Source organism: Shewanella sp. SR44-3, assembly GCF_014163735.1.
GTDB lineage: Bacteria > Pseudomonadota > Gammaproteobacteria > Enterobacterales > Shewanellaceae > Shewanella.
In genome coordinates, this window is sequence record NZ_JACJDV010000008.1 from 1 (window position 1) to 14,015 (window position 14,015).

Here is a 14,015-nt window from a genome sequence, read left to right on the forward strand (position 1 = left end):
TGCCTGTGAGATTTTTACCCGCTTGAAGATCTTTAAGGGCTTGTTCAAAGTTAAAAGGTTGAGTCATGTGTCATTCCTGTTTTTGTACAGTTTACTGAAATGACACAGAATTATGAACGCTACCCCAGCAACACCAAATGCCTAGGCTCTGTTTATATCGATCCGAGTCAATCGCAAGATTACGATTGTGAAGTATATTTATGGATCCGTGATGATAGTTTGGCTTTAGATAAAACGCTTTATGGGGCAGTCCTTGACTGGCTATCTAATGATTGGCCTTTTTCTAACATTGCATTTCCAGGGCGGTGAATCTCATGATTAGAGTGGCATACAGCGTTAAAAGAGGCACTTAAAAGCGGGCTGACATCACCCTCCCTGTAATAACCATTCATCTTAATACTTCCAATAAACCAATGGATTGGGGCATTATGGCTAAAAATCACCGTTTCTGGATGAAACCAATTCATTTAGTCAATCATCTTCCAGAAACGCATCCGATATTAGCCTTCTAGCAATGAAGCACCTAAATCTTGCTTGAGCGCATGTCGAAAGTACATTATGTTGTTTTATAATGGCTGGTTCAATTTGCCGTGAACATGATTAAAGAAGGTGGGAGTTAAACAAAACACAATAAAATAAAACTAAAATAGTTGCTTATAGCTACCTGTGTTGCGTGATGTAATCCATTATTTTTGTCCACTTATCTGAGCTTAATGTTATGTAAATGGAGTGGGAGATGAAGAAAAAATTTAGCCGAGCAAAATTATTAAAATGGTTGAAATCGGCCGCTGGTATAACCCTGTTATCGATTAGCTTTGGCAATAGTGTATCGATAGTTGTGTCTAATACAACTTCACCACGGTTTGTTGCACAGGCTATGGAAAAGCGTTTAGACGCGTTTCCCAAAGGTACATATATTGTAAAATATGAACGTTCTTCTGAAGATGAAGAACAAGAAGACATTCCATATTCAAAGACCGTTTGGGCAATGGCTTTTGATGCGAATCTTGCCAGGGGTGGAAAGATTCTTAATTTAAGCATGATGATCGCAGAGCTTGGTGATTTTGATTATGTTGTAAGTAGTAATGACAATAGAGGTGCATATCAGTTGACATCAATTTTAGTCAAGCAACCTGAAGATCCTCTAGAGCTTGAAAGTTTATTAATCACTTTAAATAAACATGCTTCTTTCGTATCTGTTGAAGATGGATCTGGAGAAATGAGTAATGTAAATTCGTTCATAAACGGCAAAAAATTCACCTAATAAATTAAGATAGGTTTCGTGCAACAATTTAACGAGCCATCCATGCGAATACACTATAAGAGTTGCGAGACGACCGTCCATCCCATGGCCGCTCTTTGGCATCCATGCCATCGCGGCATTTGTGAGTCCCTTCACATCAGACGGGATGTTCGAGCATCCAAGGATGGACTTGCTGCGTGTCGATGAGTGAATGCCATGGCGAGCCTGTATGCATGAGCTTAAGTGCCTTCATAATTCTTGTACCTGTTTTAGTTGCCCAAGAATTTTAAATAAAATTTAAACAGCCCCGCTAAATTTGAACATGCACCTTTTAAGTCAACAGGTTACTCCAATGCTACAAGAGGTGAACCGTGGCAATTTGCGAGACGAGCGTCCATCCCATGGCCGCTCTTTGGCATCCATGCCATCGCGGCATTTGTGAGTCCCTTCACATCAGACGGGATGTTCGAGCCCTCATGGATGAGTTTACGGCGTGTCGATGAGTGAATGCCATGGTAAGCCTGTACGATGAAATGTCAGTGGCTGGCTCTTCGAGCCCTCAGGGATGACTCTGGTTTAACTATGGTTTAAATCAAAAGCAAAGTACTGCGTGTCGATGACTCTTTATTGTACAAGAAGTGCCATGGCGATCCTGTATACCTAAGTTCAAGTTACTCGTATTAATCCCCTCTCACTTTTGGCCTGTTTCAGCGGTGCGACTGGTTATTAGTTGTTGGGCTAAAAAGCAAAGCCAGCATTTGTATGCTGGCTTTGCTTTAGGTTTTAAGTTCTCGACTCTAGGGCCTAGGATCTAGGCCCTCAAACCTACCCCTTAGTTAAGCTCAAACTCCCCGCGAAACTGCGGTAGACATTGACCAACTGGCTGAAGCTTTGTTGCTGCATCTGGGCGAGTTTGTCTTGGCTGCTTAGCTGCTCACGTTCGGCATCGAGTAGGGCGAGGAACTCGCCAGTTCCGGCCTGATAACGGGCTTTTTCGATATTGAGCGCCGTCAGTGTGGCTTGCCATTGCAGCTCGGTTTTAGCGAGCTGCTGCTGACTTAGGCTGTAACCGGTTAAGGATAAGCGCATATCGGCTAAGGCATTAAATACCGTTTGCTCAAATTCGGCCAGGGCAATTTGCTGCTCTATCTCGCTCACTTTAATGCGTGACTTGATTGAGGACAGATCGGCCAACTGCCAGCTAATGCTGGGGGCTACTGACCATGCTTGATTGTCACTGCTTAAGCTCACGCCTGCTGGGGCAATAAAACCTAAGAACCCGCTGACCGATACATTAGGGTATAAGTCGGCACTGGCAACGCCGATTTTGGCGCTGGTGCTGGCGATGGCGCGCTCGGCGGCGGCCACGTCAGCTCTGTGCTGTAGATAATTTACCGGCTCTGCGGCAGTGTCCATCATGGCTAGAGGCTGCTTTAGGGTCGGGATTTGGCTCACGGCCGAGCCCTTGGTCGCTATGCTTTGCGCAGCGTTGGAACTGACGTTAGCATTCGAACTAACGCTAGCCGCATACTCCTCAGTTTGGCCAAGTAGAGCTGAAAGTGTCGCCTTAGCGCGGGCTTTATCTTGCTCAAGTTGCAGCAGATTGGCTTCTAGTTCAAAGCGCTGGGCATCGATGCGTGAAAGCTCTAACTCTGAGGCAAACCCTGCTTCAAAGCGCGAATGAATAATGCTGCGACTTTGGGCTATGCTGGCAAGGTTGTCCTTGGCCACTTGGTGTCTTAATTCTGCGCCGCGAAGCTCGCCATAACTGCTGGCGACTTGGCTGATTAGCTGAACTTGGGCTTCACGCCACAAGAGTGTTGCCTGCTCAGAGTTGGCCTTGGCCGCCTCTGATGCACGGCGCAATTTGCCAAATAAATCCACATCCCAGCTTAAGTTAGCGCCCACTTGGTTGGTGCGTATTATGCTGTCGTTAGCTTGGCTACTGGCGCTTGGGTTCTTGGCCGCTTGATAGCTGGAATCTAGGCTGCCCTTTGGCAGCATATCGTTGTCAGTATCGCCAAAGATTGCCTGAGCGCGCTCAACATTAAGACTTGCCTGCAGCAAGGTGCGGTTTTGCGCTAATGCTAAGTTGACGATGCGGTTAAGTTCAACATCATCAAAGGCTTGCCACCAATCTAGGCTGTGTTCAGCTTGGCTGTATTGGCTATCAATGACTTGCTCATTCACCTTAGTGGGCGCTTGATAGTCTGGGCCAACACTGGCACAAGCGGTCAAGGAGGCCACTAAGATGGCCACAGCAGTGCGTTTAAACAGTTTCTTAGCTGATGTTGCTGGGTATAGATTAGCCATTAGCTTGCACTCCTTCATTTATGCCTGGTTCGGTTATTGCTTTCTGGCGCTTTGCCATAAAGTGGTAGAACAATGGCGTTAATAGTAGGCCGAATAGGGTCACGCCTATCATGCCTGCAAATACCGCAACGCCCATGGCTTGACGCATTTCAGCGCCAGCACCGGTTGAGAACACCATAGGCACCACACCCATGATAAAGGCGATGGAGGTCATTAATATCGGGCGTAAACGCAGACGGGTTGCCTCTAAAATTGCGTCCATCACATTCATGCCTTCATCTTGCAGTTCTTTTGCAAATTCAACGATTAAGATGGCATTTTTGGTCGCCAGCCCCACCAAGACAATTAAGCCAATCTGAGTGAAGATGTTGTTGTCTCCGCCGTAGAGCAGCACGCCGCTTAAGGCTGACAATAAGGTCATAGGGATAATCAATATGATGGCCATAGGTAAGCTTAGGCTTTCATATTGGGCGGCTAACACCATAAACACTAACAAGATCACTAGCGGGAAGACTAACAAGCCGGCGTTGCCTGCCAGAATTTGCTGGTAGGTGATTTCAGTCCACTCATAGGTCATGCCATTTGGCAGGGTTTCCGCCAAGATTTTCTCTATGGCCGCTTGGGCTTCACCCGAGCTATAACCAGGGGCTGGGCCGCCGTTTAACTCTGCCGTGGTGTAGGCGTTGTAATGCATGACTCTGTCTGGGCCTGCCACTTGGGTGACGTTAATAAACGAGCCCAGCGGCACCATGTCGCCTTGCTGGTTACGCACTTTTATCTGGCTAATTTGCTCTGGCGTTTGACGGAACTGCTCATCGGCCTGCATTTTTACTTGATAAGTACGACCAAACTGGTTGAAGTCGTTAACGTAAGTTGAGCCCATGTAGGTTTGCAGGGTTTGGAATACTTCATCCAGTGACACGCCTTGCTGCTTGGCCTTGGTGCGATCGATATTGAGATCAAGCTGCGGCACATTCACCTGATAGCTTGAAAATACCCCGGTAAGCGCTGGGGTGCCCCACGCTTTTTGCATTACCTGCATAGTGACCTTGTACAGCTCGTCGTAGCCTAAGTTGCCCTTGTCTTGAATTTGCAATCTAAAGCCACCAATGGTGCCTAAGCCTTGCACTGGCGGCGGCGGGAAGATAGCGATAAAGGCGCCTTCAATGGCGGCAAACTTTTGGTTTAGCTGCATGGCAATCGCCTGCGCCGATAAGCTTGGGTCTGTGCGCTCACTAAAGTCATCCAGTGGGGTAAAGACGATGCCGCTGTTTGGGCTATTGGTGAAACCATTGATGCTAAGACCTGGGAAGGCCACCGAGTGAGCGACACCGGGTTGCGCTAGCGCAATTTCTGACATCTGCTTGATTACCGCTTCGGTGCGATCCAAGGATGCTGCATCAGGGAGCTGTGCAAACGCCACTAGGTATTGCTTGTCTTGCCCTGGCACGTAGCCCGTTGGGGTGTTAACAAACATAGCACCAGTCAGTGCCACTAAGGCTAGGTAGATGATGCCGACGATGGCGCCAAAGCGGATGACTTTTTTAACGATAAAGCCGTAACCACGGGATGCCTTATCGAACATGCGGTTAAAGGGCTTGAATAACCAAGTGCCGAATAGCTTGTCCATGGCGCGGGTTAAGCCATCTTTTGGCGCATCATGGCCTTTTAGTAATAATGCAGCAAGCGCTGGGCTTAATGTCAGCGAGTTTAACGCCGAAATAAAGGTCGAAATGGTGATGGTTAGCGCAAACTGTTTATAGAATTGCCCGGTTAATCCTGCCATAAAGGCGGTGGGGATAAATACCGCTGCTAGTACAAGCGTGGTGGCAATAATAGGGCCAGTCACTTCTTTCATGGCTTTTTGAGTAGCCGCTACTGGGGAGAGACCATCGCCGATATTACGCTCAACGTTTTCAACCACGACGATGGCGTCATCGACCACAATACCAATTGCCAGCACTAGGCCAAAGAGTGATAGCGCATTTAACGAGAAACCCAGTAAATGCATGAAGGCAAAGGTACCCACCAAGGACACAGGCACGGCCACTAAGGGGATTATAGAAGCGCGCCAAGTTTGCAAAAACAGCACCACCACTAATACCACCAATAATATGGCTTCAAACAAGGTTTTGACTACCGCTTCGATAGAGCCGCGCACAAACACGGTTGGGTCATACACTATGTCATAGCTTAAGCCGTCGGGGAAAGAGGCTGACAGCTCGCTCATTTTTGCGCGCACATCATCAGAAATCTGAATCGCATTCGAGCCTGAGGCTTGGAACACAGGAATGGCGATAGCGTCTTGATTATCAAGTAAGGATCGCAGCGCATACGTGCTGGCGCCGAGCTCGACTCTGGCCACATCCCTTAGGCGGCTAAGCTCACCTTGTGGGCCTACATTGATAATGATGTCTTCAAATTCTTCAACCGTGCTTAAGCGGCCTTTGACGTTGATAAGCAACTGAAAGTCCGCGCCGCCGCTCGGCTGAGCGCCAAGGCTACCTGCCGCGGCTTGCTGGTTTTGCTCACGCACCGCCGCAAGCACTTGGGCGGGTGACAAGTTTAAACCGGCCATTTTGTTGGGATCTAACCAAATACGCAGGCTGTATTCGCCGGCGCCAAATAAGCGCACTGCGCCCACGCCTTCGATACGGGCCAGCTCATCTTTAACGTTTAGCGCCGCATAATTTGACAAATACAGCATGTCATAGCGTTGATCTGGCGAGGTTAAATGCACCACCATGGTTAAATCTGGCGATGATTTTTCTGTCACTATGCCTAGGCGCTGCACTTCTTGAGGCAGGCGCGGCGTTGCTCTATCAACGCGGGCTTGCACCTGAGTCTGAGCGCGGTCCACATCTGTGCCAATGGCGAAGGTAATGGTTAGCGTCATCAGGCCATCGGAGGTGGCTTGGGATGACATATACAGCATGTCTTCAACGCCGTTGATTTCCTGCTCAAGGGGAGATGCCACAGTCTCGGCAATCACTTTTGGGTTGGCGCCTGGGTAACTTGCGGTAACCACCACAGTTGGCGGCACCACTTCTGGGTATTCGGTAATAGGTAACTTCCACACAGCGATAGCGCCTGCGATGAAGAACATCAAGGAGATCACTGCGGCGAAGATAGGCCGTTTAATAAAAAATTGTGAGAACATAAGTCTATTTCCTTAGCCGCGGGTGCTGCTGGTGGCAGTTTGCGCTGTTAATGCTTGTTGTGCTTTGTCTAAACGGGCTTGTTTCTGGCGCAGCTGCTCAAGCTCAGCCTCTGGTGCCATGGGAAGCATGTTCGGCTCCACCTGCATGCCAGGTCTGACTTTTTGCATGCCATTGATAACAATCCTGTCTTTGGCCGTTAATCCTTGGGTGACGATGCGAAGTCCATGGACTTTTTCACCTAAGGTCACCGGGCGGTATTCCAGCTGATTGGTGTCGTTGACCAATAGCACGTATTTGCTGCTTAAATCCGTGCCTATGGCTTTGTCATCGATTAATACTCCGTCGTAGCTTGCGCTGCCCGCGAGGCGAATTTTGGCAAACAGCCCAGGCAATAAATCACCCTCGGCATTATCAAAGCTTGCGCGAAGGCGCAGCGTGCCGGTTTGTTGATTGAGCGAGTTATCGACAAAATCCACAGCGCCTAAACGGTTAAATTCAGTTTCGTTAGCAAGGGCTAAATACACGCTTTGTTCGCTGCTGCGATTATCGGCGCGCTTGCCTTGCTCGCTAAGCTGGGCGTACTTAAGGTAGGTTTGCTCGTCGATATCAAAATAAGCGTACATTTTTGCGGTGGAAACGATTTGAGTAAGCTGGCTTTGGCCGGCATTAACATAGTTACCACGGGTGATAAGGGCGTTAGACACTCGGCCTGTAATGGGCGCCGTTACTGTGGTGAATGACAAATCCAGTTCGGCTTTCATTAAAGCCGCTTCAATGGCGGCAACTTCAGCAAGGCTTTGCTGCTTGCGGGCAAAACGGCTATCTAGCATTTCGGCTGAAATGGCTTTTTGATCGCTAAGCGTCTTAGCCCGTTGATAGTCATTAATGGCTAAAGTGTTGGCAGTTTTAGCGCTTTCAAGATTGGCTTTTAATCGAGCCACTTCGGCTTTAAAGGCGCGGGAATCAATTTGAAATAATGGCTCACCTTGTTTGACCAAAGCGCCTTCTGCAAAATTTACTGACTCAATATAACCCGACACCCTTGGCATCAAGGTTACAGTTTCAGGGGCTTGCAGGCGGCCGGTGAACTCGTCCCATTCTGTGATGCGCTCAACTAACACATTGGCGACAGAAATTTGTGGTGCCATAGGTTGTTGTGGGGTTGCAGCTTCTGGACTGCCACAGGCCGACAAGGCCAACGCAGATAACACCACAGCTGTCAGGTTACCTAAGATGAATTTTTTACGTGTATTTGTCGTCGCCATGACAATTTCCTTAATAGTGTTTGCAATCGTTGCTAAAAAGAGCAAGAATATTTGTACCGGTCGGTATGATTATCCATTTTAGATAATGAGTCAATCTTTTTTGTACCGATTGGTAATTTAGTCTTGGGGCTTATTGTGAAAGCATGAACACTAAACTGTGATTGCCTAGACAAGGGCTTTGGGGCTGTTTATTATGTGGAGAATTGTTAAGCGAGGAGTGTTATATGTCTGCTACATCCTGTTCAGCCTTAGGCCGTCCGCGAGCGTTTGATCCCGAAGAAGCCTTAGAAAAGGCGTTAGAGGTATTTTGGCAAAAGGGTTATGAAGGCACCTCGTTAACGGACTTAACCAAGGCGATGGGAATTAACAAACCGAGTTTGTACTCGACCTTTGGTAACAAGGAAGAGTTATTTCTTAAGGCGATAGATCTTTATTCCAATCGTCCCTGCGGTTTTTTTACTCCAGCCTTAGCGCAAGCGACAGCCTCTGAGGTGATCGCGAGTTTACTTAAGGGCGCGGCGCTTAGCCTAGCCGATAAGAGCCACCCTCAAGGCTGCGTGATAGTCCAAGGGGCATTGGCCTGTAGCGAGCAAAATTCCAGTATTAAAGCGGCGCTAATTGAACGTCGTCTCGAAGGTGAGCATGCCCTGCAAGAACGCTTTGAGCGCGCATTAGCTGAAGGTGAGTTTATTAATGGCTCTCCTGAAATATTGGCTCGTTATCTGATGACGTTAATTAATGGCATGACGATTCAATCTACCAATGGTGCTAGCTCTGAGCAGTTAATGGAAATTGCAGAGTTTGCTCTAGAGATACTATTCACCAGTACTGGCAAGTAGCGTGTTATTTTTTTATGCAATAAAATCAGGTTTTTCAAGAATTAACTCACCTAAGCGCTTTTCCATGCTGGCGTAAAGAAATTCGATAAATACTCGATACTTTCTGGGTAAATATGCCCGTTGAGGATAGCAAAGGACAACCTTAGTTTGTGATAAAGGGTAGTCATTGAGTAGGGTGATTAGCTGGCCTTTATCTAATGCTTCTTGGGCGATAAAGCTAGGTATCTGAGCTATTCCAAGCCCTTCTATTGCCGCTTCTCTGGCTAAGGTGACATTGTTTACTGTAAGTTGAGCACCTGGATCTAAGTGCAGCCAAGTTTTACCATCAAAAATATTCCAACTGCCATCAATATGCGCCGATTGTAACTTTATGACCTTATGGGCTAATAAATCCATTGGCAGCAGCGGCGTGCCATAACGTGCCAAATACTCTGGACTTGCCACTAAGGTTTTGTGTGAGTTTGATAGGGCATAGCTTTGCAGGCGCGGATCATGACTTTGGGTGATTTGAAATAAAATGTCTACCCCCTCCTCAATCACATCCACTTTACGGTTGGTCAGTTCTGCCTCTATGGTTATTTCTGGGTATTGACGTAAAAACTGGGCGAACATTCTGCCTAAAATAAGCTGGCCTAATTCGATAGGGCAGACAATTTTTAAGTTCCCCTTTATCACCTGTTGCTGTTCGCTGAGTTGATCTTCTGCACTTTGTAAATCGAGGAGTATTTTGCTGATTTTGTTGTAGTAATTTGCCCCAGCCTCGGTAAGTTTTAAGGCGCGGGTGGTGCGAAACAACAGTTGGGCGCCCGCATCGGCCTCAAGTTCAGCCACCTTACGGCTTATGGTGGATTTTGTCAGGCCAAGTGCCTTGGCCGCAGCGGTAAAACTGCCTTGCTCGACCACTTGGGCAAAAATCAGTACGCGATTTAAATCCATTGTTTATCTCCTCGTTATGACATCTAGCTTATTGGTTACTGTGAAAGCGGGTCATTGTTTGATTGTTGCGACAGTGCAACAGTAAGTGTTTTTTTAGCTATCTAATCATTTTGTTGAGACAGTAGTAAAATAGCTAACACTAATCAAGGAGTCTGTTATGTCCAACAAAAAAATGGGTGTTATTGTCCCTGTGATCCTGTTTGCCGTGATCGCAGCAGGCTATTACTGGTGGAGCCAAGTGAGGTTTATTGAATCCACGAATAATGCGTATATTCAGGCGGATATCTCTCATGTGAGCGCTAAAGTACCAGGTTATGTGGTGCAGGCCGATGTGGTGGATAACCAACATGTGAACCAGGGTGACTTATTGGCGCAACTGGAAGATAACCAGTTTCATGCCCGAGTAGAGCAGGCCGATGCTCAGCTAGCCAGTGCTAAGGCTGAGTTACAGACCCTAGCGGCAAAAGTTGACTTACAAGGGGCGCTAATTAATCAAGCTCAAGCCGGGGTGGTGGCTGCTGTGTCTGACAGAAAAATAGCGCGGCAACAATTAGCTCGCTCTCAAAAACTTAAAATCAGTAATTACAGCTCCCAAGATAATGTCGACCAGTTACAGTCAGCATTTGATTCTTCTTCGGCTCATTTGGATCAAGCCAAGGCGGCGTTAGTGGCTAAACAGCGTGAATTAGCTGTGTTTACGGCCCAGTTAACTCAATTGGATTCAGACGTTAAGCAGGCTAGCGCTAACTTGGCATTGGCGAAGATCCAATTGCAAGATACCCGCATAACCGCACCTTTTTCTGGGGTGATAGGTAAGCGTGGTGCCTTGGTGGGCCAATATGTTCAGCCGGGGCAAGCTTTGTTTAGCTTAGTGCCAGATACGGGCGTATGGATAAACGCTAACTTTAAAGAAACTCAAATTCAACACATGCAAGTGGGCCAAAGGGTCAAGGTGAGTGTGGACGCCTTCCCAGGCAGCCAGTTTTATGGCGTGGTTGAGAGCTTCTCTCCGGCATCGGGTTCGCAATTTAGTTTATTGCCTGCGGAAAATGCTACCGGAAATTTCACCAAAATTGTGCAGCGCATTCCGGTCAGAATAAGGCTTGAGGCCGATGAGCTTATAGGGCGTACTGAGCTTAGCGCGCGCACATTAAATGCTGAGATTCATTCAGGTTTGATCCCAGGGCTGAGCGTGGTTGTCGATGTAGATACTTCAGCGACGACAGCTCAAGCTGAGCTTGTGGCTAGTCGATCGCATTAATCGCCTTAAGCTTTGCTAATCCATTTATGAGTGTTTACCTATGAGTACAGCCGCCCTAGCGTTAACAGCCCAAACCCAATCCGCGGGTTTTGAGCGTGGCAGTCGCCGTGCTTGGATTGCCGTTTTTGGTGGTCTTATTGGCGCCTTTATGGCGATTTTAGATATTCAAATAACCAATGCCTCAATGAAAGAAATTCAAGGCAGTCTAGGAGCAACCTTAGAGGAAGCCAGCTGGATAGCTACCGCCTATTTGGTGGCTGAAATGATCGCCATTCCTCTGTCTGGCTGGCTCAGTAATGGTTTATCGGCGCGGCGCTATTTACTCTGGAATGCGGCGTTTTTTATTCTGGCTTCTTTGTTGTGCTCCATGGCTTGGAATTTAGAGTCGATGATCGTTTTTCGCGCCTTGCAGGGCTTTTTTGGCGGCGCACTGATCCCTTTGGCTTTCAGGCTTATTTTGGAATGTTTACCCGATGATAAACGCGCTGTCGGTATGGCGCTCTTTGGGGTAACGGCGACTTTTGCACCGTCTATTGGCCCAACCTTGGGTGGCTGGTTAACTCAAGAATTTAGCTGGCATTATTTGTTTTACATCAATGTGCCGCCAGGCTTATTAGTGATGGCCATGTTGGCCCATGGGCTCGAGAAAAAGCCCATTATTTGGGAAAAACTTAAAAACGCCGACTATTCTGGCATTATCACTATGGCTATTGGCATGGGCTGCTTAGAAGTGGTGCTAGAAGAGGGCAATCGCAAAGACTGGTTTGGCTCTGATCTTATTAGAAATCTGAGCATTCTTGCCGTAGTTAACATAGGGTTATTTATTTGGATCCAACTTAAAAAGCCCCAGCCTTTAGTCAATATTCGTCTATTAGCTCAGCGAGATTTTGCGCTGTCGACTCTGGCATATTTTTTACTGGGAATGGCCTTGTTTGGCGCTATTTATATGATCCCGTTATACCTGTCGCAAATTCATAATTACACTCCATTAGAAATAGGTAAAGTCATCATGTGGATGGGCTTTCCGCAGCTGTTGGTCTTGCCTTTAGTGCCTAGAATGATGAAAAAGTTTGATAGCCGTTATCTGGCAGCCTTTGGTTTTGCGCTGTTTGGTTTTAGCTATTATATGAATAGCCATATGAGCGCAGATTATGCTGGCGATCAGATGATATTCTCCCAGATAGTGCGCGCGCTGGGGCAACCTTTTGTGTTGGTTCCCATCGGGATTTTAGCCACTATGCACATTAAGGCGGAGCACAATGCGTCGGCTTCAACTGTGCTCAATGTGATGCGAAACTTAGGCGGCGCCTGTGGTATTGCGCTGGTAGCCACTTTAGTCGATACCTTGTCCCGCAGTCACTTAGCACGGCTGAAAGAATCCTTACCTAGGGTGAGTGACAGCGCCTATGAATACCTGTCTAGCACTAGCGCTATGTTGCAAGGGGCTGGCTCCGATGCCTATGCAGCTAAAGCCCAGGCGCAACTGCTATTAAGCCAGACCTTAACTCAGCAAGCCTATATTCAAGCCTATAATGATGTGTTTTTGATCATGAGCGGCTGTTTGTTAATTGCTGTAGTTGCGGTATTGTGTATCCGCAAACCTCAAGCCGATAGCCGTGGCGGAGGTGATTTTCACTAGCGGAGCCAAGATGAATTGGAACGTGGTTACTTTTTCACAGCTCACCACAGACAGCTTGTATGAGCTACTAACCCTGCGGACAGATATTTTTGTGGTTGAGCAAGCCTGTGCTTATCCAGAACTTGATGGTAAAGACAGGCACCCACAAACCTTACATGTACTGGGCACAGATGATGAAGGCCGCTTATTGGCCTATAGCCGTTTGTTGGCTCCAGGTCTGAGTTACCTCCAAGCCAGCATAGGCCGCGTGGCGGTAGCCAAAGCAGGGCGGGGCCAAGGTCTGGCTCAGCAATTGATGCAAATAAGCATAGAGACAGCTCTTAAGACTTGGCCTGAGGCCGGGATTCAAATTGGCGCCCAAGAATATTTAAGTCACTTCTACCAAGGGCTTAATTTTGTCGTTAATTCAGAGGTCTACCTCGAAGATGGCATTCCCCATTTAGACATGTTATTTCAAAGGCCACAACACAATGATCGATTATATTGAACCGGTATTTCGCCCGCCATCGGAGTGGAAGTCACTGATTTTACAAGTCACCAATGGCTGTAGCTGGAATAATTGCAGTTTTTGTGACATGTATACTCAGCCGCAAAAGCAATTTCGCGCACAAAAACTCGATAAAATAGAGCAAGATATTCTCACTGCGGCCGCGTCTGGCTATCCCATAGCTCGGGTTTTTCTCGCCGATGGTGATGCCATGAGCCTGCCTTTTAAGCGCCTAAAAGAAATCTGTGAACTGATTAATACCCACCTTCCCAGTGTGACTCGCATCAGCAGTTATTGTTTACCGCGAAATTTAACCAATAAGACGGTTGAGCAGCTTCAAGAGCTAAAAACCATGGGGTTATCTCTTTTGTATGTGGGCTGCGAAAGTGGTGATGACCAAGTGCTGACCCTCATCGAAAAGGGCGAGAATTTTGCTTCATCACTCGCCGCGCTTGAGAAAATTAAACAAGCGGGAATGAAATCATCTGTGATGATTTTAATGGGCCTAGGCGGAGTGGCGTTATCCGAGCAGCATGCGCTTAATTCGGCGCGATTAATGAATGCCGCCCAGCCTGATTATCTGTCGACCTTAGTGGTGAGTTTACCTTTAGGCACTGAGCGGATGGACAAAGTATTTGGCGGCAAGTTTGTGCTTCCCGATACTCAAGGCTTGCTCAAAGAAATGGGCATATTACTTAGCCATTTGGAGCTTGAAAAAACCATCTTTCGCTCAGATCACGCGTCTAATTATTTAGTGCTTAAGGGCGTGCTGGGTAAAGACAAATCGGCGCTGGTGGCCCAAGTTGAACATGCAATAAAAGGCACGATTCCACTTCGCCAAGAATGGCAGCGAGGCTTGTAGTGAGACGTT

General features: G+C 47.4%; 11 protein-coding genes. 7 read left to right on the forward strand and 4 right to left on the reverse strand.

The window, feature by feature from the left end; translation table 11 throughout:
- Nucleotides 1-99 precede the first annotated feature (99 nt).
- Nucleotides 100-309: a hypothetical protein gene (locus H5073_RS06530; RefSeq protein ID WP_182678330.1), complete on the forward strand. Its 210-nt coding sequence runs from the start codon at nucleotides 100-102 to the stop codon at nucleotides 307-309.
- Nucleotides 310-736: 427 nt separating this feature from the next.
- On the forward strand, nucleotides 737-1,264 hold the full coding sequence (locus H5073_RS06535; RefSeq protein ID WP_220487989.1) for a hypothetical protein: 528 nt from the start codon (nucleotides 737-739) through the stop codon (nucleotides 1,262-1,264).
- Nucleotides 1,265-2,068: 804 nt separating this feature from the next.
- Here H5073_RS06535 and H5073_RS06540 read toward each other — a convergent pair.
- The 3 genes from H5073_RS06540 to H5073_RS06550 are packed head-to-tail and all read right to left on the reverse strand — an operon-like array spanning nucleotide 2,069 to nucleotide 7,982.
- Complete coding sequence (locus tag H5073_RS06540; protein ID WP_182678140.1) at nucleotides 2,069-3,556, reverse strand: efflux transporter outer membrane subunit; 1,488 nt, start codon at nucleotides 3,554-3,556, stop codon at nucleotides 2,069-2,071.
- Nucleotides 3,549-6,716 (reverse strand): efflux RND transporter permease subunit, encoded by a 3,168-nt coding sequence (locus tag H5073_RS06545; protein ID WP_182678142.1) that lies wholly within the window; start codon nucleotides 6,714-6,716, stop codon nucleotides 3,549-3,551. Before H5073_RS06545 ends, H5073_RS06540 begins: the two co-directional genes overlap by 8 nt.
- Nucleotides 6,717-6,728: 12 nt before the next feature.
- Entirely contained in the window at nucleotides 6,729-7,982 is a 1,254-nt protein-coding gene (locus H5073_RS06550; protein ID WP_182678144.1) for an efflux RND transporter periplasmic adaptor subunit, read from the reverse strand.
- Nucleotides 7,983-8,206: 224 nt separating this feature from the next.
- On the opposite strand from H5073_RS06550, the gene H5073_RS06555 reads away from it, so the two are divergent.
- Nucleotides 8,207-8,821 (forward strand): TetR/AcrR family transcriptional regulator, encoded by a 615-nt coding sequence (locus H5073_RS06555; RefSeq protein WP_182678146.1) that lies wholly within the window; start codon nucleotides 8,207-8,209, stop codon nucleotides 8,819-8,821.
- 12 nt (nucleotides 8,822-8,833) lie between these two features.
- Here H5073_RS06555 and H5073_RS06560 read toward each other — a convergent pair whose 3' ends face one another.
- Nucleotides 8,834-9,757, reverse strand: coding sequence for a LysR family transcriptional regulator (locus H5073_RS06560; RefSeq protein WP_182678148.1), 924 nt, complete (start codon nucleotides 9,755-9,757; stop codon nucleotides 8,834-8,836).
- A gap of 157 nt (nucleotides 9,758-9,914) precedes the next feature.
- Between H5073_RS06560 and H5073_RS06565 the strand changes: the two genes are divergently transcribed.
- From H5073_RS06565 to H5073_RS06580, 4 genes are read left to right on the forward strand one after another with little or no spacing between them, the layout of a single operon-like run.
- Complete coding sequence (locus tag H5073_RS06565) at nucleotides 9,915-11,018, forward strand: HlyD family secretion protein (RefSeq protein ID WP_182678150.1); 1,104 nt, start codon at nucleotides 9,915-9,917, stop codon at nucleotides 11,016-11,018.
- Between the two features lie 40 nt (nucleotides 11,019-11,058).
- Nucleotides 11,059-12,657 (forward strand): MDR family MFS transporter, encoded by a 1,599-nt coding sequence (locus H5073_RS06570; protein WP_182678153.1) that lies wholly within the window; start codon nucleotides 11,059-11,061, stop codon nucleotides 12,655-12,657.
- A 10-nt stretch (nucleotides 12,658-12,667) separates the two neighbouring features.
- Nucleotides 12,668-13,144: a GNAT family N-acetyltransferase gene (locus tag H5073_RS06575; RefSeq protein ID WP_182678155.1), complete on the forward strand. Its 477-nt coding sequence runs from the start codon at nucleotides 12,668-12,670 to the stop codon at nucleotides 13,142-13,144.
- Nucleotides 13,128-14,006 (forward strand): radical SAM protein, encoded by an 879-nt coding sequence (locus H5073_RS06580; protein ID WP_182678157.1) that lies wholly within the window; start codon nucleotides 13,128-13,130, stop codon nucleotides 14,004-14,006. Before H5073_RS06575 ends, H5073_RS06580 begins: the two co-directional genes overlap by 17 nt.
- The last annotated feature ends 9 nt before the right edge of the window (nucleotides 14,007-14,015 follow it).

Bases quoted from the DNA above. Each gene is read 5' to 3' on its own strand.
- H5073_RS06530 (WP_182678330.1), top strand. From the start codon at position 100: ATGACACAGAATTATGAACGCTACCCCAGCAACACCAAATGCCTAGGC.
- H5073_RS06535 (WP_220487989.1), top strand. From the start codon at position 737: ATGAAGAAAAAATTTAGCCGAGCAAAATTATTAAAATGGTTGAAATCG.
- H5073_RS06540 (WP_182678140.1), bottom strand. From the start codon at position 3,556: ATGGCTAATCTATACCCAGCAACATCAGCTAAGAAACTGTTTAAACGC.
- H5073_RS06545 (WP_182678142.1), bottom strand. From the start codon at position 6,716: ATGTTCTCACAATTTTTTATTAAACGGCCTATCTTCGCCGCAGTGATC.
- H5073_RS06550 (WP_182678144.1), bottom strand. From the start codon at position 7,982: ATGGCGACGACAAATACACGTAAAAAATTCATCTTAGGTAACCTGACA.
- H5073_RS06555 (WP_182678146.1), top strand. From the start codon at position 8,207: ATGTCTGCTACATCCTGTTCAGCCTTAGGCCGTCCGCGAGCGTTTGAT.
- H5073_RS06560 (WP_182678148.1), bottom strand. From the start codon at position 9,757: ATGGATTTAAATCGCGTACTGATTTTTGCCCAAGTGGTCGAGCAAGGC.
- H5073_RS06565 (WP_182678150.1), top strand. From the start codon at position 9,915: ATGTCCAACAAAAAAATGGGTGTTATTGTCCCTGTGATCCTGTTTGCC.
- H5073_RS06570 (WP_182678153.1), top strand. From the start codon at position 11,059: ATGAGTACAGCCGCCCTAGCGTTAACAGCCCAAACCCAATCCGCGGGT.
- H5073_RS06575 (WP_182678155.1), top strand. From the start codon at position 12,668: ATGAATTGGAACGTGGTTACTTTTTCACAGCTCACCACAGACAGCTTG.
- H5073_RS06580 (WP_182678157.1), top strand. From the start codon at position 13,128: ATGATCGATTATATTGAACCGGTATTTCGCCCGCCATCGGAGTGGAAG.